The following is a 23,763-nucleotide window of genomic DNA, read 5'->3' on the forward strand; positions in this document are numbered from 1 at the left end:
CATCTCGCACACCGAAAGGTACACCGCCGTGTCCACTGCAACCCTCCCCTCCGGCGCCCATGTGGTGCAGGAGCTGCCCTTCAAATGGAAGGTGCAGGGCACCATATTCATCATCGGCGGGCTTGGTTTCATGTTCGATGCCTGGGATGTCACTCTCAACGGCGCGCTGATTCCGCTGGTGGCCCAGGAATGGGGGCTGGACCGCCCCACCGCCGCCCTGCTGGGCACCTCAAACCTGGTGGGCATGGCCATCGGCGCCTTCCTCTGGGGCGGGATCGCCGACAGGTATGGACGAAAAAACGCCTTCAGCCTGACCCTGCTGATGTTCGCGGTCTTCACCGTGCTCGGTGCACTCTCCCCCAACTTCGGCTTCTTCTTGGCGTTCCGCTTCCTTGCCGGTGTGGGGCTGGGCGGATGCATCCCTGTGGACTATGCGCTGGTCGGCGAGTTCACCCCGGCCAAATACCGGGGCCGCGTGCTGACCGCGATGGACGGATGGTGGCCGGTGGGTGCGGCCCTGTCATTCTTCGTTTCGGGCTGGGTCATGGCTACCGCAGATAACTGGCGTTTGATCCTCGTGGTCATGATCCTGCCGGCACTGATGGTGTACTTCGTGCGCCGTTCCATGCCCGAATCCCCGTTGTATCTCGCCGCCAAGGGAAGGGAAGCAGAGGCCCGGGCGGTCATTGACTCCCTGGTTGAACGCACCGGAGCGGCACCGCGGGACTATGTCATTGACACCGCGCAGCTTCCTCACAGCCCGCGCTGGTGGGAACAGGTAGTGTCGCTGTGGCGCTATTCGTGGAAGTTGACCGCTACCAGCTGGCTGCTGTTCGTCACCATCTTGCTGGTGTACTACCTGGCGCTGACCTGGCTGCCGACGATCTTGACCGAGGCCGGCATGGCCCAGTCCGCTTCGTTCTTCGCTACCGCGGTGATGGCGTTGATGGGATTGGTCGGCGTAATTGTCGCCGCGCTGCTGGTGGAAAAGGTAGGCCGCAAGTGGCTGCTGGCGATTTCGGCTCCGGCCTCCGGCATGGTGCTGATCATTGTGGCGCAGAGCCTGCAGGCGCCGGCCGCGGCGGTGGCTTGGATCCTAGTTTTCGGCGCCGTGGTTCAGGTGGCAATTCCGGTGCTCTATGCCTATGTTTCTGAGCTGTATCCGACGGAACTTCGTGCCAGCGGATTCGGCTGGGCCTCAACCATGTCGCGCTTTGCGGCGGGGTTCGGACCGCTACTCTTCGCAGCCCTGTGGCCGGTCGTGGGACTGACTTGGCTATTCGCTGGTGCCACGGTTTTGGTGGTGCTTGCCATTGTGTTCATGGCGAAGTTTGCTCCAGAAACCCGAGGACATGAGCTGGGCTAGGAACTTAGTCGGCGCCTAGGATCCGGCTGGGGTTGCGGGGTGCAGGGACGGATTGGGCTTCATGCCGTCCATCATGATGCGGGTCAGGCGCTGGCTCAGCCCCGGTGCTGCCTTGGCAAATGCACGTGGAAGTGGACGGGTCACGATACCGATGCCCGTGATCAGTTCATTGCCGGTGATGTCCTGCCGGATCAGGTTCTCCTGCTTTGCCAGTTCAAGTGCTTCGTTGACCACCTTGACGGTAGTCCGCTGCAGGTCCATGATGCGTCCGCCTACGGTGGCGGGAAGCTGCACTCCCAGCGCCTCGCTGAGCGCCCCAAGGTTCAGCTTGATCAGGGTTTCCAGGAATTCATCCCAGGCGGTTAGGTCATGTTGGCCAAGCCGATCGACCGTTTGCTCCGCAGCGCTTTTCACATCTTGAAGCATGTCCAGGGTGACTTCTTCAACGAGCTCAGGACGTGCTGCAAAGTTGCGGTATAGCGTGCCGATGCCGACATTGCTTGCATCCGCAATGCTTTCCATCGCGATGTTTGCGCCGTGTTCGGCAAAGAGCTGGCGCGCGGTGCGAAGAATCAGCTCGCGTCGTCTGAGCGCATCTGAGCGCATCTACCAGTCCCCCTTTCAAATGTGGACAAACATATTTGGGCAGGTGATTGCCGCCGACAAGTGTTCCACGATAGTCGAGAATGAATGATCTGACGAAGCGGAAGTGAAGACTCCATAACTTCAGGCTCTTATCCTAAACACCTTCCTTGAGTGCCAGCTGAAGATGCCCAGTGCCCTTTTCCCTCGCTGCTGCAACGGTCATGATCCGCCCGTGTAGCCTACCTGCGTCCTCGGCTATTTTCCATAGTTCGCCTGCGCTGCCACCGCATTGCCGAGCAACATGGAGCAACCTATAACTAATTTCGAGGGTCGAACCAGCTCAGGTCTAGTATTTTTGGGTAGGGTGACCAAGGAACTGCACCTGAGCACGACCGCCACATTGAAAGGTTTTCATGCACGACGACGCCTCATTGACAACCGGACGAGTAAAGCGAGTTCTCGAAGAACGCATTCGCCCAGCCATCTACTCCCACAGTGTTCCTCTTGAAGTGTCGTGGCATGAGCTGGAGGGTGAACCGGTGAGTGCAGCCGAAGGTTTGGCATTGGATTTCAGCCCTATCGATGTAGGCACCGCGTGGGGAGCCGCCTGGGGTACGACCTGGTTCCATTTGACCGGACAGGTGCCTGCGCAGTGGGCAGGACGTCGCGTAGAAGCAGTCATCGATCTGGGCTTCGACATCAACATGACAGGGTTCCAGTGCGAGGGCCTGATCTACCGGCCCGACGGCATCACCATCAAGGCGCTCAATCCACGCAACCAGTGGGTTCCGGTGGCAGAACAGGCCGAGGGCGGAGAGTTCGTTGACCTGTACCTGGAGGCTGCCTCCAACCCGGTACTGCTTGACTACCACCCGTTCCTGCCCACCGAACAGGGCGACATCCTCACGTCCTCACCGCGCAAGCTCTACACCACACGCCGCATGGATCTGGCAGTCTTCGAACCCGAGGTCCACGATCTTGCACTGGATCTTGAAGTCCTCTTTGACCTGCAGGAACAACTTCCTGTCGGCCCCCGCAAGGCACAGATCCTGCAAGCCATGGACAATGCGTTGGACCGTTTGGACCTGCAGCGCATTGTTGAAACTGCCGCGGCCGCCAGGGCTGAACTCGATGCTGTTTTAGCCGCCCCCGCAGAACACAGCGCCCACCAGATTTCGGCCATCGGCCACTCGCACATTGACTCTGCGTGGCTGTGGCCGCTGCGCGAAACCATTCGCAAGGTCTCGCGCACCTGTTCCTCCATGGTGGAGCTGCTGGGTTACGACGAAGATTTCCTCTACGGAATGTCTAGCGCCCAACAGTACAAGTGGCTCAAGAGCCACCGGCCCGAAGTGTGGGAACGGGTCAAGAAAGCGGTCGACGACGGACGGTTCCTGCCCTTGGGAGGCATGTGGGTCGAGTCCGACACCGTCATGCCCTCCGGAGAATCCTTGGTCCGCCAATTCCTCTACGGCCAGAAGTTCTTCCGCGACGAGTTCGGCATCACCAGTGCAGGGGTCTGGCTTCCGGATTCCTTCGGTTACTCCCCTGCCCTGCCGCAGCTGATGCGCCGGGCGGGCTTCAAGTGGTTCTTCACCCAAAAAATCTCGTGGAATCAGCAGAACAAGTTCCCGCATCATACGTTTAATTGGGAAGGCATCGACGGATCGCGGATCTTCAGCCACTTCCCCTCCATGGACACCTACAACTCGCAGCTCTCCGGCGAAGAAGTTGCCAAGGCTTCCCGGCAGTTCCGCGAGGCACGCGTGACCAACAATTCCATTGCCCCGGTGGGCTGGGGCGACGGCGGCGGCGGCACAACCCGGGAGATGACAGGCAAGGCCAAGCGTCTTGCCAATCTTGAAGGCAGCGCAAGGGTCACATGGGAACACCCCAATGAATTCTTCAACCGGGCCAAGTCCGAGCTTCCCAACCCTCCGGTCTGGGTCGGCGAGCTCTACCTTGAACTCCACCGTGCGACGCTGACCAGTCAGCACCAGACCAAGCAGGGCAACCGTCGCAGCGAGCAGCTGCTGATCGAAGCGGAGCTGTGGGCCGCCACCGCGGCGATCTACACGGGTGCCGACTACCCCTACGATGAGCTGAACGAGTTGTGGGAAACCGTGCTGCTGCACCAGTTCCACGACATCCTTCCCGGCACATCGATTGCCTGGGTGCACCGCGAAGTCGTCGCCCGGTACGCGCAGGTCATGGAGCAGGCCCAGGCATTGATCCTCAAGGCCCAGCAGCGGCTCGCCGGCGAGGGAGACACCAAACTTGCCTTTAACGCGGCCGCCTTCACCCGCCACGAGGTGCCATTTGGCGCCGCCCGCGAAGTCAGCGCGGTCAACGGGGTTGCGGTCAATCTGAGCGCCGCCGACGGCGGCTACATCCTTGAAAACGAGCTGGTGCGCGTCGTCATCGATGCCCAGGGGCTAATGACCTCCGCCATTGATCTGGCCACCGGCAGGGAAACCATCGCCGCTGGCCAGCCGGCAAACCTGTTGCAGCTGCACCAGGATTTCCCGAACATGTGGGATGCCTGGGACGTCGACAAGTACTACCGCAACCAGGTCACCGACCTGCGCGAGCTCGACAGCCTTGAGGCGCAGGTCATCGACGGCAGCGCCGTGGTGACAATTTCCCGTTCCTTCTCCAAGTCAACGGTGGTGCAGGAAGTCTCTCTGGCTCCCGGCGAGCGCACGGTGCAGATCCGGCAGAGCACCGACTGGCATGAAGCCGAAAAGTTCTTGAAGGTGGCATTCCCACTGGACATCCGGGCAGAACACACCCTGGCCGAGACCCAGTTCGGCTACCACCAGCGCGTCACGCACGTGAACACCAGCTGGGAAGCGGCGAAGTTTGAAACGTCGATGCACCGCTTCGTGTTGGCCCAGGAGCCAGGCTTTGGTGCTGCCCTGATCAACGACTCGATCTACGGTTTCGACGTCACCCGCGACGCGGTGGATGCGAACGTCACCACCACGATGCGTTTGTCCCTCCTGCGCGCTCCGCGCTTCCCCGATCCAACGACCGATCAGGGCGTGCAGACGCACCGCTATGGACTGGTCATCGGCGCCGATATTGCGGCGGCTACCGAGGCCGGTGCGCTGTTGAACAGCGACGAGCAGATCATCACCGGCGGTGCTCCGGTGAACCCGCTCGTGAGCCTGCGCGGTGAGGGGTTGGTGGTCTCCAGCGTGAAGCTCGCAGCCGACCGTTCAGGTGATCTGGTCCTCAGGGTCTACGAATCGCTGGGCCGCCGCGCCCGCGGCGAGCTGAGATTCAATGCCCCGGTGGCTGCGGCGTCCACCGCGAGCCTGCTCGAAGATCGGATCGAAGATCTTGAACTCAACGATGGCGCGCTGTCCCTGCAGCTTGGCGCCTTCGAGGTGCGCACCCTGCGGGTGAAACTCGCCTAGCAGCTGCCCGCGAAGCTCATTGATGACGGCCCCTCGGGGCCGTCATCAATGGCTTAATTGCTGTTTCGGCGGACTTGGGCCGCACCCGGTGGGCTTACCAGGGCGAAGGTTCGTAGTCCTTGAGGAAGCATCCGTAAAGGTCGATGCCGCGTTCGCCGTCGACGATGGGCTGGTAGACGCGTGCGGCCCCGTCGATCAGGTCAAGTGGTGCATGCCAACCCTCGGCGACCATGCGCACCTTTGAATCATGCGGGCGTTCGTCGGTGATCCAGCCGGTGTCCACCGCGCTCATCAGGATGCCGTCGGTCTTCAGCATTTCTTCGGCGCTGGTGCGGGTCAGCATGTTCAGGGAGGCCTTGGCCATGTTGGTGTGCGGGTGTCCGGCCCCCTTGTACCGCCGCGAGAACTGACCCTCCATGGCGGAGACGTTCACGATGTACTTGCGGCGGGCCTTGCTCGCAGCCAGGGCGGGGCGCAGGCGGGATGCCAGCAGGAACGGAGCTGTCACATTGCACAGCTGCACCTCCAGCATCTCCAGCGCGTCGACGTCGCCGAGGATCTGAGTCCAGGAATTTTCGGTCACGATATCCGGGACCAGCCCGCCGGCGTCGATGGCGGTGCCCGCGGTGATGCGTTCAAGCGAGGCAGAGCCAGCGGTCATTGCCAGGTCCGCCAGCTTCTGCGCGTCGTACTCCCCCAGCGCGCAGGGGGCAAGCAGCGCCGAGTCTTCAAGCCGGAAGGCGCTGGCCAGGGCCCGGGGATGCTCGGCCGGCGGGTTGGTTTGGCCCCACAGTTCCGGACCGCCGGCGGCCAAAAGCTCCGGCGGCAGCGGCTGCGATTCGGCCTCGATCAGGTGCTGGTAGGAATTGGTGGTGCGCCGCACCGTCTGTGCTGCGTTGTTGATCAAGATATCCAGCGGGCCCTTCGCTGCGATGCGGTCGGCCAGGGAAATGACCTGGGCGGGGTCGCGCAGGTCGATGCCGACGATGCGCAGCCGGTGCAGCCACTGCTCGGAATCCTCGATGGCGGCAAAGCGCCGTGCTGCGTCCTTGGGGAAGCGGGTGGTGATGGTGGTGTCGGCGCCGTCGCGCAGCAGGCGCAGGGCGATGTGCATGCCGATCTTGGCGCGCCCGCCGGTGAGCAGCGCGCGTTTGCCGCTCAGATCCGTTCGGGCGTCTCGGCGTTCCCGTCCGGCCGCCGCGCAGTCCGGGCACAGGTAGTGGTGGAATGCGTCCACCGTGGTGTAACGCTGCTTGCAGATATAGCAGCCGCGCGGGCGGCGGAACTCCCCGGCGCTGTGGCCCTCGGTCGGTGTGCTCAAATCCAGGCCGAGGGTTTCATCGTCCAGGCGCTGGGGCGAGCCGGTGGCGGTGCGTTCGATGACTGCGCGGTCGGCGGCGCTGATTTCCGCGCGCTTTTGCGACTTGCGGTGGCGTTTGGCCGCCTTGAACATGTTGCTGGTGGCGCGGCGTACGGCAATGTGCCGTTCGTCGGCGGGGTCCAACTGATGCACCACCGCCAGGACTTTCAGGGCGGTGGCAAGTTCATCGTCGGTAAAAAGTTCAGTGTGTTCAGTCATCTCTGAACCAATTTTACCGAGGTTTGTCCCTAGGCTTTGGCGGCCAGATCCGCCAGGGTGGCGATGAGCAGGCGGCGCTCAACGATCTTGATGCGCTCGTGCAGGCTCTCCTCGGTGTCGTTCTCCTCGATGACCACTGCTTCCTGGCGCAGGATCGGGCCGGTGTCCACGCCGGCGTCGGCGATGTGGACGGTGCAGCCGGTGACCTTCACGCCGTAGGCCAGGGCGTCGCGAACGCCGTGGGCCCCGGGGAAGGAAGGCAGCAGCGCCGGATGGGTGTTGATGTAGGTGCCGTCGAAGGCGTTGATGAATTCTTCGCCCACGATGCGCATGAATCCCGAGGAAACCACATAGTCAGGTTCGTAGGACAGGCACTTCTGGGTCAGCGCATGGTTCCATTCGCCGCGATCTGCGTAGTCTTTGAAGTTGACCACGAAGGTTTCAATGCCAGCCTCTGCCGAACGCTGCACGCCGTAGGTGCCGTGCTTGTCTGCGCCCACGGCGGCAATGTCGACCTGGGGCAGCTCGCCGCTGGCCACGGCGTCGATGACTGCCTGGAGATTCGAGCCGGTGCCGGATACCAAAACCACAATACGCATGGCTCTTATTCTACGGTTGATCTGCACGTCACATCGTCACCAAAGCTGCGGGCCCGGAATTTCCGGTCATACACTGAACCCACCGGCCATTTTTCTTCAAGGAGCTGCCATGAGCCAGATCATTCCCGATGACAAGAACTGGACCTTTGTACTGGACTCGGTCTGCCAAGAATGCAATTACGACGTCCGCAGCATCACCCCGGACGACGTGGTGTCACAGCTTGAGGATTATGTTGAGCGCTTCGTTCCGCTGCTTTCCTCCCCGCAGGCGCGCACCCGCACCGACCCGGCCCGCTGGAGCGATCAGGAATACATCGTGCACGTGGCTCAAATGCTGTTGGTGATGGAGCAGCGCCTGGTGCTGATGCTGGAAAACACCGAGCCGACTTTCCCCAACTGGGACCAGGACCAGGCGGCCGAGGAGGGCGACTACAACCAGTTCAGCGCCGAAGAGGCGGAGGCCATGCTGCGCGCTGCGGCGGAGGCCTACGGCGCCAAGCTGGCTTCCATCGATCTCGTCGACTACTCGCGGCGCGGGCTGCGCTCGAATGGATCCGCCTTCACGGTGGAAACCCTGAACCAGTATGCCTGGCATGATCTGGTGCACCACCTGTGGGACCTGACCCAATAGGCATCGCCTGCAATAAAAAATGATTCCCGCCTCGTGGTGGGAATCATTTTTCTTAGCCTTCAAGCACCGGGTCTGCTTCAAACAACGGAGCGATCAGATAGCCGATGGCCGTGCCGATGCCGATCTCCAATGCCAGGGCGCCAGCGGTGGCCCAGAGGTTTGGCCCGATCTCTGTCAGCCGGCCGACGCCCAGCGATCCCGAGGCAAGCCACGAGCCGGCCAGGCTCAGCGCCCCGGCGACGATGCCGGTGAAGATTGCCAGGCAGGCGGTGGAGGCTCCCAGCGCCAAGGCATTGAACGGGATCCGGCGGGCAAACCAGTCTTCGAGGTGGTTCTCGCCGACCCGCAGGAAGTACCAGCCGGCAATGATGCCTGCTACCACCGGGATGAGCAGGAACAGCCACTGGTTGGACGGCTCCCCGGACGGCAGGGCCGCCAGCATCGGCACCGAGGGCAGCGGGCCGACGGTGGTTTCCAGGGTGGACAGCGTGCTGCCGACGCCCAGGCTGAAGCCGCCGCCGCTGATCCACGACAGCACCCAGAACACCGCGTTGGGGATGAAGGCGAGCTGCAGCAGGGTCAGCGCCGCGGAGCCGATGGGGCCCGGGCGCAGCTCCTGGGACACATTGGCCACGTCGGTCCAGTGCAGGCCCAGGGCCAGGCTCAATAGGATGCCTGAAATGCCCACCGCCGCCACATAGCCGATGAACCCGGACACGATCACGTGCCACACGTAGGAACCGGCCCAGCGCCGGTGCGGCGAGATGCTGCGGATATAGGCGGCGGTATCCATGCCTACCAGCCTGCCCCAGGAGCCGGCTTCGCGGCGTGCACCGACGATCAGTCCAACAGCGGCGATGATCAGCGGGATGAAGGTGGCCGCCAGGATGTTGACCTGGGCGTAGTCGTTGTTGGAGAGGTAGCCGATGCCGGTGCCGAGCACCCCGTAAGCGATGAATGCTCCGGCCAGCCCCTGCCACAGCTGATCGGTATAGGAGGCGCGGGCGATGCGCCGGCCGGCACGCAGGCAGAACAGGAAGGGCAGCAGGCTCAGGCCCAGCGGCATCAGGGTGAGCCAGCCGGTGGCCGAACTGGGATCGGCCTCGGGCCCGAGGTTGAGGATCTCAATGGGTACGCCGTGGATCAGCAGCCAGATGAAGCCGCCGAACTGCAGCATCACCTCAAATGAATCTTCCAGAAAACCGCCGCTGAAGTACACCGCGATCAGCGGCAGGGTAATCAGCGCGAGGCAGAAGACAACGGATTGCAGAATCTCGAAGGCGCCCTGCAGCGCAAGGGGCATCGGCCATCCATTGCGCAGTCGCAACATCACGGCTTTCATGGGTTTCTTTTCGCGGCTCATCATCTTCCATGGTGCCACCATCGACGCCGACCGATCATGATTGACGCGCAACGATGGCACCACACCGCGGGGCTCGGCGCAGGTTCTAGTAGCTGTCCGGCGAAGCCCCGGCAGACGGCTGCCCGTAGCGGGCGGCCAGCGTCTCGGTGGAGCGGGCCAACAGCGCCACGTCCGCGCCGACGCCCACGTACTGGGCCCCCGCGTCCATGTACTTGCGTGCGGTGGCCTCGTCGAAGGCGTTCACCCCGACGTACTTGCCGGCGGCGCGCGCGGCCTTGATGGACTTCATCACCCCGGCCACGACCTCAGGGTGGTTTTGCTGGCCGATCACGCCCATGCTCGCCGCCAGATCCGAAGGTCCAATGAAGATTCCGTCCAGGCCCTCGGTGGCGAGGATCGCTTCGACGTTCTGAACCGCCTGTGCCGATTCGATCTGCACCATGATGGTGATGGTCTCACCCGCCCGGTGCAGGTAGTCCGGGACGCGGTTCCAGCGCGCCGAGCGGGCCAGCGCCGAGCCGACGCCGCGTACGCCCAGCGGCGGGTAGTGGCAGGCGGCCACCGCGGCCGCAGCCTGTTCGGCGTCGTTGACCATGGGGATGATCAGCGACTGCACGCCCAGGTCCAGATACTGCTTGATGACCACAGGGTCGTTGACCGGCGGACGGACCACCGGCACCACCGGGTAGCCGCGCACCGCCTGCAGCTGAGCGAGGATGCTGCCCAGGTCATTGGGCGAGTGCTCGCCGTCGATGAACAACCAGTCGAAACCAGCACCGGCGCAGATTTCCGCCACCAGTGCGGAACCGGAGCACACCCACACCCCTGCCAGCGGCGTGGCCGCCTCGTGCAGTGCGTCCTTGAGCGATGGATCTGGTTCTACTCGAAATGACATGTCACGGTTCCCAACGGTCCATAGTCTGCGAACACTGTGTCGTTCTCGTAGACCCACATCGGCCGGGTGAAGGAACCGGCAAGGATCAGTTCGCCGGCATTAAGTTTGTCGCCGTGGGCGGCAATCTTATTGGCCAGCCAGTACACGCCGGCCGCAGGGTGGTTGAGCACGCCGGCGGCGACACCGGTTTCCTCCACCGTCTGGTTCTTGAAGAGGATGCCCGAGACCCAGCGCAGGTCTACCGCTTCGGGCTTGACCGGGTTGCCGCCGATGACCATGGCCCCCATGGCGGCATTGTCGCTGATGGTGTCCACAATGGTGCGGCCCTCCATCTCGATGCGCGAATCGAGGATCTCAAGGGCGGGGATGACGTATTCGGTGGCTTCCAGCACGTCGAAGATGTTCGCGTTGGGCCCCTGGATGTCCTTCTTCAGCTTGAAGGCGAGTTCCATTTCAATGCGCGGGTGGGTGTATTCGCTCCACTTCACCGTGCAGCCGGAGTCCAGCACCATGTCGTCGAAGATGATGCCGTAGTCAGGTTCCGTGATGCCGGTGGCCATCTGCATGGCCCGCGAGGTCAAGCCGATCTTGCGGCCCGCGAGCACCCGGCCGTTGGACTCGGAGCGCTGACGCCACAGGTTCTGCACCCGGTAGGAGTCTTCGACAGTCATCTCTGGGTAGCGCGCCGTCAGGCGTGGCACCGGGGTCCGTGTGGCTCCAGCCTGGACCAGCTCATCGGCAATTGCCGTGATTGTTTCCTCGGATAGCATCGACTGCTGCACCTTTCGAACTCAGTTCTAAGCGTTCGAGCGGGCCACAATTACCGCGGCATCATGGCGGCGCTCACATATTTTGATGGTATCGAGCTTCGGAAGGCATGGCACATCGTACTAACATTTTCTTTTCCGGGTGGCCCCGGGTGTTCGACGCAGACATCCCGCCTCCCCTCGACCGGTGCAGTCGATTAGCGGCGGGATGTTCAGGTGGTTCGCGCTAGTTGATGTCTGCGCGCACGTTGGCCAGCAGCGCCTCGAAGGGCAGCGAGGTCATATCGTCGTTGGGGTCGGCCAGGTCACTGACCGATGGCGCGATGGAGCGGGTGTCGCCCAGGTTGGCATCCGGGGACAGTTCACCGTCCACCGATCCCAGCGTGGCGACCACCTCGCGGGCCACGCGCTTGGTTCGGTCTGCAAGCGTTCCCGACAAGCCTTCGCCGCCGAAGTCTTCAGATGAGGCAAAGATCGTCGTGGGCATGACCTGCGCGCGCAGGTAAGAGAAGATGGGGCGCATCGCATAGTCTATGGCCAGCTGGTGGCGCGCGGTGCCCGCGGTCGCGGCAAGCACCACCGGCTTGTCCTGCAGGGACTTGGGGTCCAAGATGTCCAGGAACGACTTGAACAGTCCGGAGATCGACGCGGTGAACACCGGAGTCACCGCCACGAGGACATCCGAGTTGACGACGGCGTCGATCACCTTTTGCAAGGACGGCGCCGCAAAGCCGGTGAGCATGTTGTTCGTGATATCGCTGGCGAATTCACGAAGTTCAATGTTCGTAACATCGGCCTGCACCCCGGAAGCCGCCAGCTGCGCGCCAATGCTTTGACCGATCTGCTGGCCCAACAGCGAAGAGCTTGAAGGGGTTCCCAGTCCACCACTGATCACTACAACTGACTTGCTCATCGTTCACGCCTTTCTCAAATATTTATATGCGTATGCATGTAATAACAGAGCCCATCCGCAAACTATTCCCTGTGTCCTTAAAATCTTTCAAAGGTGTCCCTTCTCATCAAAACTGACACGTTCTCAGGTACTTGAGACATGTCCCATCCAACTTGACATTTGCCTCAGGATCTTGCGACGGGAATCTGATTTGACTAAGAACTCATCACTAGTCATAAGTTCGAATAGTGCTCACATTTCCTTCTCATTCAATCGAGCCCCTACCTTCGATCGACTTTTGTCGAGTCGAATAAGTTCTTGACGGAGTACATCGAGAAATTGACGGTCAAGACGTCAAGACATGGACCGGCTCACAATTGAAGAATGTACTCAACTTCGCGACTTTCCCGCATGGCCTCACAAGGGCAACTACTCCGGACATTTGTTACTAAGCCATTTGACGCGACACAGACCGTAAATCTCGTTCCGAGCCCATGCCCGTGTCTCATGGGCATTGTAGGTGGCACACAGGGAGTTGAACGAACGCATGAGCGATGACAGCTGCCGCGTATCATCAATGGCTGGTCTGCGTAGGAGATCAAGAGCAATGAGTGACATCCGGAGACCTCCGTAGGAGGAATAAGCGGATGCTTCAAAAAGTCAGCCTAAGACGCGATGCGGACACTCTGGGAGACGAATATTAGACCTCTTCGCTCCCACAAATTGTCCAATCGTGAATCATTGTTTTGTGCATTCATCGGTCGTTCAGAACGAGCACAAGGCGTCAATGGGCGGTGGTGCCAAGTCGGTGAAGTGAATAGTCGTGTGCATGATTCACAGCTCTGAGTTCAAAGATCTAAGTGACATGGGAAATTGCGTCCTGAGCTCTCGAGGCAACACGTAATATTTTGATTACGTATTCGCACCTCAAGATCCTTTGATGGGAAGGCGAATACGGACATGTGAGACTCTTCGGGAATCATTTTCATCATGCAACACAACGCGTGTGAACCATGAGGGGAGTTGATCAGATCGTGCAACGACCCATGGCGCCCGACATATGTACAGCGGTGGTACCGGCAGCGCCGACGAAGTCGCCTATGTCGGCTGGAGATCCAAAGCGGAGATTTCGCCTCTCAGCGGCCTGTGTTCATCGAGAGATGCTGACGGGCGTTCGAGTCAGTGCGTAATTATATTATCCGGAGGTGATCTGCGCTCGAATCACGTTGATGCTTATTGCCGCTCGCTCCAGTGGAATGCGCTCCTGTTCGATCCGTCGGTGCCCCCGAAGTTGTGGGCCGATGAGACGCAGATACAGGTTCTTCTCACTGACGCGAAGCCGTTCGACGGGTTTCGAATCGCTCGCGACGATCAATCTTCCGTGCTTGTCATGGTTCGTGCCGAACCGCTCGAACTCGTCGTAAGCCTCCTCGTCCATAAGCATCGTGTCGATGTCTCGGTCGAAGTCGACCCGGTATCCATTGAGGATCTCGAGTCCGTCCTTGTCGATGTCGCCCCAGTAGACGACGATGGGAGCGTTACGGATCCAGTCGAACGCGGCCAGCGTCTTACCTCCACTGCCCTGGCCTTCGACGCTGATACCACTGACGATGGGCGGAAAATGAATCGCCGTGTCCTTATTCTCCGAGATGACGACGATCTCGGGCTCATACGCCGGGCGGAACGCGTCGCCGACGGTGGCCGAGTCGTGAAGCCGAAGACCCGATGCCCGGTGTCGCGGATCGAGGTAGGTGAAGTGAATGCGCGACGGGTGGCTCGGCAGGACTCCAAGATCGTCAAGGCCAGTGAGAGCTCGCACACCCGCCCCGTGATTCTGTAGCCACTTAGCATGGACCCCGGGAATCGGAATCTGCCGCGGCGTGACGCCGAGTCGTGAACGTGACGCGTCGGCCATAAACCAATCGGCAACCGTGAGCAGGAGCTCGAAGTCCGTGTCGTGGTACTCATCAACCATGCGGATGATCTGCCCGGCATCGGCGATTTCGGGGAACCGAAAACGTACCACGTCTAGGCGTTCGCGCCCACGGGTGAGACGCGTTGGCCAGTTGTCGGCGACGATTGCTGCGGCATGGTCAATCGAGTCGATCCGTGCGTGCGTCGGCACTGCCTGTGTGGTACCGCCTCGAGCCGAGCGGTTCACGTACTCGAGCACGATGCCATGTACGCGAGCCCAGTCCTGCCACTCAACAGTTTTCGCGTGAATCGCGGCGTAGTCTTGGCGCAGATCGGCGGCCGTCGGCCGACCAAGCGGGAATCTATGAGGAAACGCCTGCTCAACACCGGAGAGATCCGTGTGCCACCGGGCGGTTAGACGGCGGCGAATGTCGTTCGTGATGTCCTCAGGCATTTTCATCTGGCGTCCTCGGCGTCCGGGGCATCCTGCAGGTCGACGACGAAAGAGTAGCCGCGCTCGTTCTTAGTGACGGTCAGCAGCAGATCCATGTGCGGCTCCAGCGCCGTTACCTTGTCCAGCGGCGCGCCGATGACAAGCTGGAACCCGAGGTCCTGCCAAGCGCGAACCGACCGTCCGGCGAACTCGCTGTCGGATTTCACGAAGCCTTCGTCGAGGAAGACCGGCGCGAACCTCGGCCGCGAGCGGGTCTCGTCGCCGAGCTGGTAGCGCAGCGCAGAGCCGACGATGAACGCGACGAGCTCTTGGGTCTCCCCGCCGGACTTGCCCCCCAGGGAGTCATGGGTAGCGATCTCGCGCCGGTTCGTGATGTCGTCGAGAACGACCGCGGTGATGACGACGTGCTGGCGCACGTCAAGATAACGATCGCGTTGCGACGTCGAAGCCCGGCCTTCGGGGATGGTGATGCGCGTCATGAATTCGCGGAGCCTCGTGAACCGAGTCATGATCTGCTGGTCGGACATCTCGAGCGCGAGCCCCGACGACAGCTCTCTCAGCCCCCGGCGGAATTTGATCAGATCATCGCTCTGCAGGCGTCGCGACTTGATCTGTAGCACACCTTTCCCGCCGAACGGGAGGTTCTCGAGGATTCGGTTGATCGGCTTGAGCCGCTCTTCGATGTCCTCGAGGGCGAGATCAAATGCGTCGTTGAGGCCCAGAAGGTCGTCGCTGGACCATGCGGCGAGCTCGCGGCGCCAGCGGTCGCGGCGCTCGTGCAACCCCTCGGAGCGGATCTTGTCGAGGATCTCGCGGTAGCCGTCGGCGGATACTGCGGCAGTACCGAGATTGTGCTCATCCCAGCGCGCCTTGTATCCCTCGAACATGCTCTCCATCGAGCTGGTGGCCCGATGGGCGCGCTGTCGGGCAGCGAGGATCTCATCGCTTAACCGCTTGCGCAGAGCGCGCGTGTTCGCGTTGAAGGCCTTGAGGTCCGTAGCGTCCCAATTCGCAGCGAACAGGTCGTCGAGATATGCCTGCTGCGCGTCGGTGACCGCCGCGGTCTGGGCAACGACCATCGCATCGATACCGTCCTGGACCATGTCCTGCTCGGAGACGAGGTCTCCATGCTGTTTGGTGAGCGCTTTGAGTCTTTCCTCCGCGAGCACCCTCACGCGCATCGATTCTTTGGACAGCGGTTTGATTCGCTCTTCCTCGGCCTCCAGCGCGTCGAGGATCGAGTTCGCTGCGCGCAGCCGCTGAATCTCGGCCTCGAGCCCGCTGATCTGTAGCTCGAGGCCGAGCCGGTCAATACTGGCCCACTCGGTGTCCACGACGAATCGGTGCGCGTCACGCTGCAGGCGAAGGCTGCTGAGCCGTGTTCGGATGGCCTTGATCCGGCTCTGTACAGCACCGATCTGCGGATCGAGCGCCGCGAGCTGCATCTCGATGTCAGCGAGTCGACGTTCGTTGGAGAAGCCTATGATGTTACCGTCACTGGACTCGCCGTGCGCTCCACGACTCCCGTTGCGTGTCTGCCCTGATGGGGTGACGCGTGCGCCGGGGCCGCTGAGAGACCCTGAATCAGGCACACAGAGGTGGTCGACGTTTTCGCCACTCACGCGCTCCTGGACCCATGCGGAGAAGGGAGAGTTCTTGAATGCCAGCTTCCCCGATATATAGCTCGGGTTTCCGCGCCACTCCTGGTGCTCCTTGAGCTGAATGGAATCGTAATTCAGCCGGGGACTGATCCGGAGGCCGTCGATCGCCGCCGAGAACCTATCGCGAATGCTACCGTCAATGAGAAGCGTGCGCGCGATGCCGCCGAGCGTGTTCTCCACTGCGGTTCGCCAGTGTGCCTCGTCCGGAAGCACGTCGATGAGTTCGGCGACGAACGGCAGCTGGGTCTCGGGATCGAGCCCAGCAGCCTCGGCCATGGCGACACGAGCGAGGTGCATTCGTTTCGGCACGGCGCTCTTGCGGTTCGCAAGCGAGCGTTTCTCATCGAGAAGGTCGAGCTGACGGCTCGTCAGAGGCGCGAGTTCGAGCTGGGCGGCGTCTTCCTCGGCCTGGAGCGCCCGTTCGCGCTCCTCGAATCCTGCAAGGAACTCGGCGGAGACGCATTGCGCTTCGACGAACTGCTCGGCAGACTCGGGGACAACGAGGTCGATATTTTCCGTGCGGGTCTGGAATCTGAGGAACGCCATGTGGACCTGGCCCTGGCTGCGTTCGAGCCGGGCGATCTCGTGCTTGCGCTCATCGATGGCCTCGCCGCCGTTGCTGCGCTTCTCCTCCCCAATCTGGGCGAGCCTCTCCTCGTACTGAGACTCCTCAGCCTTCGCCTGGACGAGCTTGGACAAGACACCGCCATGCTCGGTCCGGTTCTCGGCCACTGCCGCGTCGAGCAGCGCACGTTCGGTCCGAAGCCGCCACAGTCGGAAGGGCGAGGGGCCTTCGAGATCCGCGCCAAACTGGCTGATGATCTGCGTCGTTGTCTCGGCGTCCGTCAGCTCATTCTGCAGCTCAGGCAGGCGCGCCAGTGCCTTTTCTTTGTTCGCGGCATCGACCATCTTGGTGTAGGAGGCCTCGAGATCTGCGAAGTGCATGAGCGCAGTGTCGGCCGCCTCGTAGGTGATCGGCTGTTCGAGCACCATCGTCTTGTACAGTCCATCGACGCGCTTGACCTCCATGCCTGCCTGGACACGGGCGAGCAGGCGCATAGCTTTCCGTCCGCCGTCACCTCCGCCGATGTCCAGACGGGTGTGGATGGTGGCCTCGAATTCACGGAACGTGTTGAAGGTAGTCAACCCGGGGATGCTTGTTTTGAGCGCACGCTTCTCGAAGCGTGCGCTGGCCAACGGCTCAAGACGTGAGATGTCAAGATAGCCTTCGAAGGCCGCATAGGTCGTGGTGACGTCGGAGGTCACGCTCGCACCAGACTTCGCGAAGTAGAAGCGCGCTACTGTGTAGCGACGGCCGCCGTCGTTGATGAACGTCCCGGCCAGTGCTCCCCAGATCGGTTCGCCATCACCGCCGCGCAAGACCTGGTCGCGCATCTCTCCCGTGCCGTCCACGCTGTTGGCGTCCATCTTGCCTCGCAGGTAGCTCAGCAAGTTGCGCTGATCAGCTGAGCGGGCGCGTCCTCCTGCGTCGTTGGACGCGCCGTTAAACGGGATGTCCGAGGGCATCATCAACGCGAGGTACGCGTCGAGCACAGTGGACTTTCCAGTGCCGCTCGCGCCGGACATCAGTGTAGAACCCGGTGAGAACTTCACGTCATGCCGCCCGTGGAATCCACCCCAGTTCGCCATCTGGAGCGACTCGATGCGCCACTGCGCATGGTCGAGAGCAGGCGCAGGCTGAATGGGCATTACTATATCGAGCGTCATTCGTTCTCCTCCATCTCAAACAATTGATCGGGCACGTCCTCGCCGTCGAATGAGTTGTCATCCAGCTCGCCGGCGTCGGTGCTGTTCTGCGTCATGAACCACGCCAGCAGCGCACGGAGTTTCTCGATCGGCATGAGTACTTCGATGATCGGCGAGATCCGGAACCGATCCGGGTCGCCGGTCTTCAGGAGCACGCCCGCGGTGTTCAGGTTCTCGATTGCTTTATCGGCGCGCTTCTGATCCATGGCGCGGTCGGTCGCGTGCTCCGGCCTTTGACCTGCCACCTCGTCGAGCAGGCTCTGCCGGTCCACGAACACGGCGTCGTCGTTCTCCTGGCGCTGCGCGAAGAACCGCTGGCGGAGATGGACCATGACGATGGTCTCCTCCTTTTGGTGTGCGATGTCGTTCAGCAGCGACGGCAGCCGGTCTCCGGTCTCAGTACGGGCCTGGCGCTTGAATGCGACCTGATACCCGCGGTCGATGTGCAGCTCGAGGTACAGGTCATTGAGGCGACTCTTGATGAGGTCCTGGTCAGCGACGAGCGTCGCCCACTGCTCGGGGTGCCGATCGGCGGAGATGTACCGCTGCTTGAGCAGCGCGTGCAGACAACGGCGCTGCTCCGGGTAGAGCGTGCCGGTGTCGCCCTCGAACATCGCCAGGCTCTCTTCCTCTCCCTCGTCTTCGAGGTTCGGCGCGGGCTGATCAAGGGCGTCGAGGAACCTGAGCGCGTCGTCGCCGGTGCCGTCGTCAGTATTGTCACGCAGAGTGTCGGTCAACTGGGTTCTCCTTCGTCAGTGATGTCGGTTATTGTCTGGATGGCTGTTGACGGCATGTGGAATCGTCGGGTACTTCCGTCCGGGCGCACGGCCAAGACCTCCTCCGGCAGCGCAGGGTCGATCTCGGCCCCGATGCGGGTGAACAGGTGCAGCAGCCCAAGGACTTCGACTGGGCGACGCAGATCCACCGGCAGGTCGTTGAACAGCATTGCCGCAGAATCGAGATCGCCCGTGCTCAGCTTCGCCTCGATGAGCTTGCTCAACTGATCGAGAGAGGGCCCGCCTTGCTTACGGATCTCGTCCAGCGAGAGCGCGGCAGGCGCTTGGCTGGACACGTCCTCGAGCGGCGCAGGCGCTCGTTCACTGTCGGGATCGAAGATGCGAAACCGGAGCGCGGCGATGTCTATGGCCGGCGGGATGATCTCAACGTCGACCCGGTCACGAGCTCGTGCCGACTGCATCCACATGCGCATCTCGCGGTCGATGCCCTTGAGTGCTGCGTCGAGCTCCCGGTTGCGGATGTGGTCATAGTTCTCGATGTGTTCACGAAGGGTGGCGCTCGCTCGATGCCGTTGGTCCAGGACGTCGTCCCTTCCGCGGCGGATCACGTTCACGGCCGTCCGCAATTGACGCGTCTCGTCGGGCAGGAGCATACCCGCCAGCGGGTGCGCCAAGATCCGCTCGAGATCGTCGCGCAGGCTCATCAGCCAGTCGCGATTGCGCAGCAACTCCGTCGCGCCCTCGAACGCCCGGCCTTCCGGAGTCGAGGTCAGCAGCTTGGCCGACTGCTCGAGGTAGTCATCAACGACTTCGCCGATTGGGCGCTCCTCCTCGCGAAACTTCTTCGCGATGGCCCGGTGCATGTCACGGACGGCTTCTTCGACGCGGCGGAAGTCCGACGGCAGTCCGTCGAGCTCGCGCAGCACGTTCGAAAACTGTTCGGTCAGATCCGACTCGGTCACCTGCGGCATTTCACCACCTGAATCCAGATGCTCGTACTCGGCCTGCAGACGGGCAATCTCTTCAGCTAGCCGGCGCTTTCGCTCCTCGCGGTCCGGGTTCGCGGCCAATGCGGCATCTGAGATGACGCGGCGCATGGTCTCGATGCGCGACAGGGAGACATTCGGCTGCGTCCGAGTGGCCCGTGTGACGTATTCGAGGGCTTGCTTGGCATCACCGGTCAGTTGGTATGTCTCCTCGCCCTGGCCCGGGTCGCGGTAAAGCCAATGCTCGCGCACCCACTGCATGGACAGAGACTTTCCTGTGCTGTCCTTCGCGACGTCGTACCCACCGGCGCGCAGTTCATCGAGCAAAGCGTCGACGACGGTGTGGAACTGCTCGACCGAGACCGGCTGGGCGTCCTCGGGAAAGGCGTTGGCGAACAGTGGCAGTGCGATGCTGGCGGACTTGCGGTCCAGCAACTTCAGGGTTGGCGTGTTGAGGGCAGCCTCGATTCGGGCAACGTCGCCTTCGATCCTGCTCGCCATTGCTCCCCCTCCGTTGCCGTGATCTCCCAGGTCACGCACACGCTGAGCCTAACAGGTGCCACTGACATTACGAGATATGCCGAAGCTCCCCTGCTTCCAAGGGGTGGGATAAGTGAGGGGTGCTTCGTGCATCACTTCGACGTCGCAACCAATGGAACAGATCACTTGCCTTTAGCCTATCCGCGCTTGCGCCTAATAGCACTAGTCATATGGTCGATAAGAGTTGGCTACGAGATAAAAATGCGGATGTTTCGAAAGTCATCACTGAAGTGGTGCAGACGAAAAGTCGTGTACGAAGCTCGGCGATACTTATGAGTCTCAAAATGTGAAGCTGCATTTTTGCAATGCGCAATTACTGTCAACCTCGTTGAGACAATCACCGAATCCCGGCCTGCCTAAGAAACCCGAAATTCCGTAGTTGATGCATATTACGCACTTTCATATTTGATGCGACAGGACAAAAGATTAAACAGAATCATACTTTCATTATTATGACGATCGTAAATATATTGATAACCTAAGCGTCATGAGCACAGAGCAGCCACCAGCAAATCAGCGCGACATCGAAGAAGGCGTCCGCACAGACTTCCGCAATGCCATGTCCTATGGAAGCTACCTGGACCTTGAACGCATTCTTTCGGCGCAGCATCCGGTCAGCACCCCGGAGCACCACGATGAAATGCTGTTCATCATCCAGCATCAGACTTCCGAATTGTGGCTGAAGCTGATGCTGCATGAGCTGGTTGAGGCGCGTCGCCTGCTTGATGCCAACGACATCGGCAAGGCGCTGAAATGCCTGGCCCGCGTGAAGCATATTCAGAAGACCCTAACCGAGCAGTGGTCGGTTCTGGCTACCTTGACCCCGCGTGAATATGCACAGTTCCGCGGCTTCCTTGGATCGGCCTCCGGTTTCCAGTCATTCCAGTACCGCGCGGTGGAATTCATCCTCGGCAATAAGCATGCGGGCATGCTCAAGGTCCACCAGTCCGACCCCAAGGCCCACGAGCTGCTGGAAAACCTGCTGAACGAACCGACCCTCTATGACGCATTCCTGGCGGCGCTGGCCCGCAAGGGCTATGACATTCCAGCCCAGATCTTGAACCGCGACGTCACCAAGCCGTGGAGCTTCCAAGAATCATTGATCCCGGTCTTCAAGGACATCTACGAGTCTGAGGACACCCTGTGGAGCCTGTACCAGGCCTGCGAGGACCTGGTGGACGTGGAAGACAATTTCCAGGCGTGGCGCTTCCGCCACCTGCGTGTTGTCCAGCGCACCATTGGCTTCAAGCGCGGCACCGGCGGCTCCTCCGGCGTCGATTTCCTCAAGCGCGCGCTAGACCTGACCTTCTTCCCCGAGCTCTTCGCGGTGCGCACCGAAATTGGCAACTAGCAGCCGGCTTGGCGCGTTTGCCCTCGACGACTTCGAGGTCCGCAGCGGCAGCGCAACATCTGTCATACGCACGATTGCTGGCCTCTATATAAGGCATGAGCCGCAGCCGGTGGCGCGAGGCAAGGTTCTCGATCTTGCCGACGCCGCCGGCATACCGGCCCCCACCGCGCAAACTGCCATCTCCCGGCTGCTGGACCGCTCGGTTTTTGAGAGCATCGACGGATCACAGCTTCAGGTCTCAGCCCAGGCGTTGGCGATGTTCGCCAGGGGCAACCGACGCATCTTTACCCCGCGGCAGATGAAGGACGCGGATCCGTGGTCCCTGGTGGCCTACTCGCTGCCCGAAACCATGCGCCCGGTGCGGCATCAGCTGCGCAAGCACTTCCTACAACTGGGCGGCGGCCTGGTCGCCTCGGGACTATGGATCTTCCCCGCGTATCTCCACGACGAGGTGCTCCAAATACTTCAGGCGCTTGAGGTTCGCGCGTACGCCACGGTATTTACGACGCAGACTCCCGATTTCCCGGGATCCCCCGCCGAGGCGGCACGCCAGTGGTGGGACCTTCAACGCCTTGCCGCAATGCACCACGGTTTTATCGACCGGACAGGAGTTCTGGCAGCCGCCACCTCTGACGAGGACGCCTACCGGAACTATGTGACCATGATCGACGCGTGGCGTGCACTGCCCTACCTGGATCCTGGCCTGCCGCCAATGATGCTCCCGAAGGATTGGCCCGGAAACCTCAGCCGGCAGCGGTTCCTCGACCTTTCTGCTGCGCTCCAGCAGCGCTCAGCGCAGTTCGCCCGGCGGGTGCTGGGAAGCTAGCCCCAGTTCGGCGCGTCGGCGGCATAGGCGCGCGGCGCGAAAGGATAGTCTGCGGGCGATTCGCGATCGAGAAACGGCGGCATCACGTAGTCCAGCACCCCGTTGGCACTTTCGCGTCGCCCCATCAACGGATCAGCCAGCTGACCTCGCGCGGCGCCTTGCGGAGCACCGAATCGGTAGAGGGCCTGTGCGGTACGCGCCAAAGAGAATTCAACCCGGCCAGTTGAACCGAGGTGTCGTTGGGCATGCAGCAGGGCGATCACCGCAGCCGCGATCCCATAGCCTGTTGCGTGATCCAAGGCCTGCACCGGCAAGGCCCCTGGCGTTGCCGCAGCTCCCCTGTAGATCTCTGAGATTCCCGTCGCGGCCTGCACGATGCTGTCAAAGCCACGACGCGTGGCCCAGGGCCCCATGGAGCCCCATGCACTGAGTTTGGCAACGATCAAGTTCGGATGGCGCTCGCGCAGGTCTGTGTCAGACAGCCCGAACGCGTCCAGTGACTGCCCACGGTAGCCTGCGATGAGTACGTCAGCCTGAGCCAGCAGGTCATGGAAGACTGATAATTCATGACGCTGCGCTAAATCTAATTGAACACTGTATTTTCCGAATCCCGTGGCCAGGTACTGGTCGAGGATCTCGGGGTATTGCGGCGGGTCGAGGCGCATCACGTGGGCCCCGAAGAGTGCCAGGGTTCGGGTTGCAGTGGGGCCAGCAATCACTCTCGTCAGATCCAATACTCGAAGTCCTGCAAGAGGCGCGTCCGCAGCTGGGTCGTACAGCCAGCGAGGGTTCCCTTCCAGGTCCTGAAGGGAGAAATGCGCCCAGTGTCCCCGAAGGCCCTGCAGCGCTGGCGCACTGCACTCCCATTGGCGGCGAGTTCTCACGGCGGCGGCCACCCCTCCAGCGGCGACGATCCTTTCTTGAGCTTCCTCGGCATCCAGCTGGCGCAGCGCATCGGTCAGGTGCTCAGACCTTGAGATTTCCAACGCAGAAAGCAAGGCTCGTTCATGATGCCGATAGTTTGCGTGGGTTCTGAGCCAACCATCGCGGGTTGCAAAAAATCCGGACAGCGGTGCAAAGGTGGCGGCCCTTCGCCCGTCGATGCGCAGTTTCTTCAGATCATCGAATACGGCACCGATCTGAGCTGGACCAACTGAACCAAATCTCCGATCAGCGTCCAGCTGCTTCAGGACGCGCACCACCATGTCCACCGATCCCATGGCCAGAGACTCCACGTCCAGCGGGCCGCCCCACCAACGTGGAAACCCCGGCTGCTCGCCTACTCGTGGGTCGATCAGAGCAGCCTCAATAAATCCCGAGGCAAGGACGGCATCGTGTTCCCCGGTATTCTCTTGCGCTACAAGTTTGGTCATTGCCCGAGTCTACGACTGACAGCGCTCAGCAATGCGTTAAACGTAAAGATCCCAC

At 61.6% G+C, this 23,763-nt stretch carries 17 protein-coding genes; 5 read left to right on the forward strand and 12 right to left on the reverse strand.

The window, feature by feature from the left end; all coding sequences use genetic code 11:
- The first annotated feature begins 28 nt into the window (after nucleotides 1-28).
- Entirely contained in the window at nucleotides 29-1,366 is a 1,338-nt protein-coding gene (locus RUH64_RS05505; RefSeq protein WP_313811940.1) for an MFS transporter, read from the forward strand.
- Between the two features lie 15 nt (nucleotides 1,367-1,381).
- Here RUH64_RS05505 and RUH64_RS05510 read toward each other — a convergent pair whose 3' ends face one another.
- On the reverse strand, nucleotides 1,382-1,972 hold the full coding sequence (locus RUH64_RS05510; protein ID WP_313811942.1) for a TetR family transcriptional regulator: 591 nt from the start codon (nucleotides 1,970-1,972) through the stop codon (nucleotides 1,382-1,384).
- A gap of 392 nt (nucleotides 1,973-2,364) precedes the next feature.
- On the opposite strand from RUH64_RS05510, the gene RUH64_RS05515 reads away from it, so the two are divergent.
- Entirely contained in the window at nucleotides 2,365-5,373 is a 3,009-nt protein-coding gene (locus RUH64_RS05515) for a glycoside hydrolase family 38 C-terminal domain-containing protein (RefSeq protein WP_313811944.1), read from the forward strand.
- A 94-nt stretch (nucleotides 5,374-5,467) separates the two neighbouring features.
- On the opposite strand, the gene RUH64_RS05520 is transcribed toward RUH64_RS05515, so the two are convergent.
- Together RUH64_RS05520 and purN are read right to left on the reverse strand one after the other, a co-directional pair.
- Nucleotides 5,468-6,952: an SDR family NAD(P)-dependent oxidoreductase gene (locus RUH64_RS05520; protein ID WP_313811946.1), complete on the reverse strand. Its 1,485-nt coding sequence runs from the start codon at nucleotides 6,950-6,952 to the stop codon at nucleotides 5,468-5,470.
- Between the two features lie 29 nt (nucleotides 6,953-6,981).
- Nucleotides 6,982-7,551, reverse strand: coding sequence for a phosphoribosylglycinamide formyltransferase (purN, locus tag RUH64_RS05525; protein WP_313811947.1), 570 nt, complete (start codon nucleotides 7,549-7,551; stop codon nucleotides 6,982-6,984).
- Between the two features lie 109 nt (nucleotides 7,552-7,660).
- Here purN and RUH64_RS05530 point away from each other — a divergent pair, with 109 nt between their 5' ends.
- Nucleotides 7,661-8,182: a DinB family protein gene (locus RUH64_RS05530; RefSeq protein WP_313811949.1), complete on the forward strand. Its 522-nt coding sequence runs from the start codon at nucleotides 7,661-7,663 to the stop codon at nucleotides 8,180-8,182.
- A gap of 52 nt (nucleotides 8,183-8,234) precedes the next feature.
- Here the strand turns inward: RUH64_RS05530 and RUH64_RS05535 are convergent, their stop codons facing one another.
- From RUH64_RS05535 to RUH64_RS05570, 8 genes are all read right to left on the reverse strand, one after another.
- Entirely contained in the window at nucleotides 8,235-9,485 is a 1,251-nt protein-coding gene (locus RUH64_RS05535) for a DUF6350 family protein (protein WP_313811950.1), read from the reverse strand.
- 145 nt (nucleotides 9,486-9,630) lie between these two features.
- Nucleotides 9,631-10,440, reverse strand: a complete 810-nt coding sequence (locus RUH64_RS05540; protein ID WP_313811952.1) for an aldolase/citrate lyase family protein — start codon at nucleotides 10,438-10,440, stop codon at nucleotides 9,631-9,633.
- Nucleotides 10,425-11,210 carry a 2-oxo-hept-4-ene-1,7-dioate hydratase gene (gene hpaH / locus RUH64_RS05545; protein WP_313811954.1) on the reverse strand — a complete coding sequence of 262 codons (786 nt, stop codon included), beginning with the start codon at nucleotides 11,208-11,210 and terminating at the stop codon, nucleotides 10,425-10,427. Before hpaH ends, RUH64_RS05540 begins: the two co-directional genes overlap by 16 nt.
- Before the next feature lie 223 nt (nucleotides 11,211-11,433).
- Nucleotides 11,434-12,120, reverse strand: a complete 687-nt coding sequence (locus tag RUH64_RS05550) for a CE1759 family FMN reductase (RefSeq protein WP_313811956.1) — start codon at nucleotides 12,118-12,120, stop codon at nucleotides 11,434-11,436.
- Between the two features lie 1,174 nt (nucleotides 12,121-13,294).
- Nucleotides 13,295-14,473: a Wadjet anti-phage system protein JetD domain-containing protein gene (locus RUH64_RS05555; RefSeq protein ID WP_313811957.1), complete on the reverse strand. Its 1,179-nt coding sequence runs from the start codon at nucleotides 14,471-14,473 to the stop codon at nucleotides 13,295-13,297.
- Nucleotides 14,470-17,856, reverse strand: a complete 3,387-nt coding sequence (locus RUH64_RS05560; protein ID WP_313811958.1) for an ATP-binding protein — start codon at nucleotides 17,854-17,856, stop codon at nucleotides 14,470-14,472. Before RUH64_RS05560 ends, RUH64_RS05555 begins: the two co-directional genes overlap by 4 nt.
- On the reverse strand, nucleotides 17,853-18,632 hold the full coding sequence (locus RUH64_RS05565) for a DUF4194 domain-containing protein (RefSeq protein ID WP_313811960.1): 780 nt from the start codon (nucleotides 18,630-18,632) through the stop codon (nucleotides 17,853-17,855). Before RUH64_RS05565 ends, RUH64_RS05560 begins: the two co-directional genes overlap by 4 nt.
- Nucleotides 18,629-20,119, reverse strand: a complete 1,491-nt coding sequence (locus RUH64_RS05570; protein WP_313811961.1) for a DUF3375 family protein — start codon at nucleotides 20,117-20,119, stop codon at nucleotides 18,629-18,631. The genes RUH64_RS05565 and RUH64_RS05570 overlap by 4 nt, the downstream gene beginning before the upstream one ends.
- A 526-nt stretch (nucleotides 20,120-20,645) precedes the next feature.
- On the opposite strand from RUH64_RS05570, the gene kynA reads away from it, so the two are divergent.
- On the forward strand, nucleotides 20,646-21,509 hold the full coding sequence (gene kynA, locus RUH64_RS05575) for a tryptophan 2,3-dioxygenase (RefSeq protein ID WP_313811962.1): 864 nt from the start codon (nucleotides 20,646-20,648) through the stop codon (nucleotides 21,507-21,509).
- Entirely contained in the window at nucleotides 21,499-22,335 is an 837-nt protein-coding gene (locus RUH64_RS05580) for a PaaX family transcriptional regulator C-terminal domain-containing protein (RefSeq protein WP_313811964.1), read from the forward strand. Before kynA ends, RUH64_RS05580 begins: the two co-directional genes overlap by 11 nt.
- Here the strand turns inward: RUH64_RS05580 and RUH64_RS05585 are convergent.
- On the reverse strand, nucleotides 22,332-23,708 hold the full coding sequence (locus RUH64_RS05585; RefSeq protein WP_313811965.1) for a CoA transferase: 1,377 nt from the start codon (nucleotides 23,706-23,708) through the stop codon (nucleotides 22,332-22,334). The genes RUH64_RS05580 and RUH64_RS05585 overlap by 4 nt on opposite strands.
- Between the last annotated feature and the right edge of the window lie 55 nt (nucleotides 23,709-23,763).

Origin of the sequence: Glutamicibacter sp. (genome assembly GCF_032154645.1) — a bacterium.
In the GTDB taxonomy this organism is placed as follows: domain Bacteria; phylum Actinomycetota; class Actinomycetes; order Actinomycetales; family Micrococcaceae; genus Glutamicibacter.

Bases quoted from the DNA above. Each gene is read 5' to 3' on its own strand.
- RUH64_RS05510 (WP_313811942.1), bottom strand. From the start codon at position 1,972: ATGCGCTCAGATGCGCTCAGACGACGCGAGCTGATTCTTCGCACCGCG.
- RUH64_RS05515 (WP_313811944.1), top strand. From the start codon at position 2,365: ATGCACGACGACGCCTCATTGACAACCGGACGAGTAAAGCGAGTTCTC.
- RUH64_RS05520 (WP_313811946.1), bottom strand. From the start codon at position 6,952: ATGACTGAACACACTGAACTTTTTACCGACGATGAACTTGCCACCGCC.
- purN (WP_313811947.1), bottom strand. From the start codon at position 7,551: ATGCGTATTGTGGTTTTGGTATCCGGCACCGGCTCGAATCTCCAGGCA.
- RUH64_RS05530 (WP_313811949.1), top strand. From the start codon at position 7,661: ATGAGCCAGATCATTCCCGATGACAAGAACTGGACCTTTGTACTGGAC.
- RUH64_RS05535 (WP_313811950.1), bottom strand. From the start codon at position 9,485: ATGCCCCTTGCGCTGCAGGGCGCCTTCGAGATTCTGCAATCCGTTGTC.
- RUH64_RS05540 (WP_313811952.1), bottom strand. From the start codon at position 10,440: ATGTCATTTCGAGTAGAACCAGATCCATCGCTCAAGGACGCACTGCAC.
- hpaH (WP_313811954.1), bottom strand. From the start codon at position 11,210: ATGCTATCCGAGGAAACAATCACGGCAATTGCCGATGAGCTGGTCCAG.
- RUH64_RS05550 (WP_313811956.1), bottom strand. From the start codon at position 12,120: ATGAGCAAGTCAGTTGTAGTGATCAGTGGTGGACTGGGAACCCCTTCA.
- RUH64_RS05555 (WP_313811957.1), bottom strand. From the start codon at position 14,473: ATGAAAATGCCTGAGGACATCACGAACGACATTCGCCGCCGTCTAACC.
- RUH64_RS05560 (WP_313811958.1), bottom strand. From the start codon at position 17,856: ATGACGCTCGATATAGTAATGCCCATTCAGCCTGCGCCTGCTCTCGAC.
- RUH64_RS05570 (WP_313811961.1), bottom strand. From the start codon at position 20,119: ATGGCGAGCAGGATCGAAGGCGACGTTGCCCGAATCGAGGCTGCCCTC.
- kynA (WP_313811962.1), top strand. From the start codon at position 20,646: ATGAGCACAGAGCAGCCACCAGCAAATCAGCGCGACATCGAAGAAGGC.
- RUH64_RS05585 (WP_313811965.1), bottom strand. From the start codon at position 23,708: ATGACCAAACTTGTAGCGCAAGAGAATACCGGGGAACACGATGCCGTC.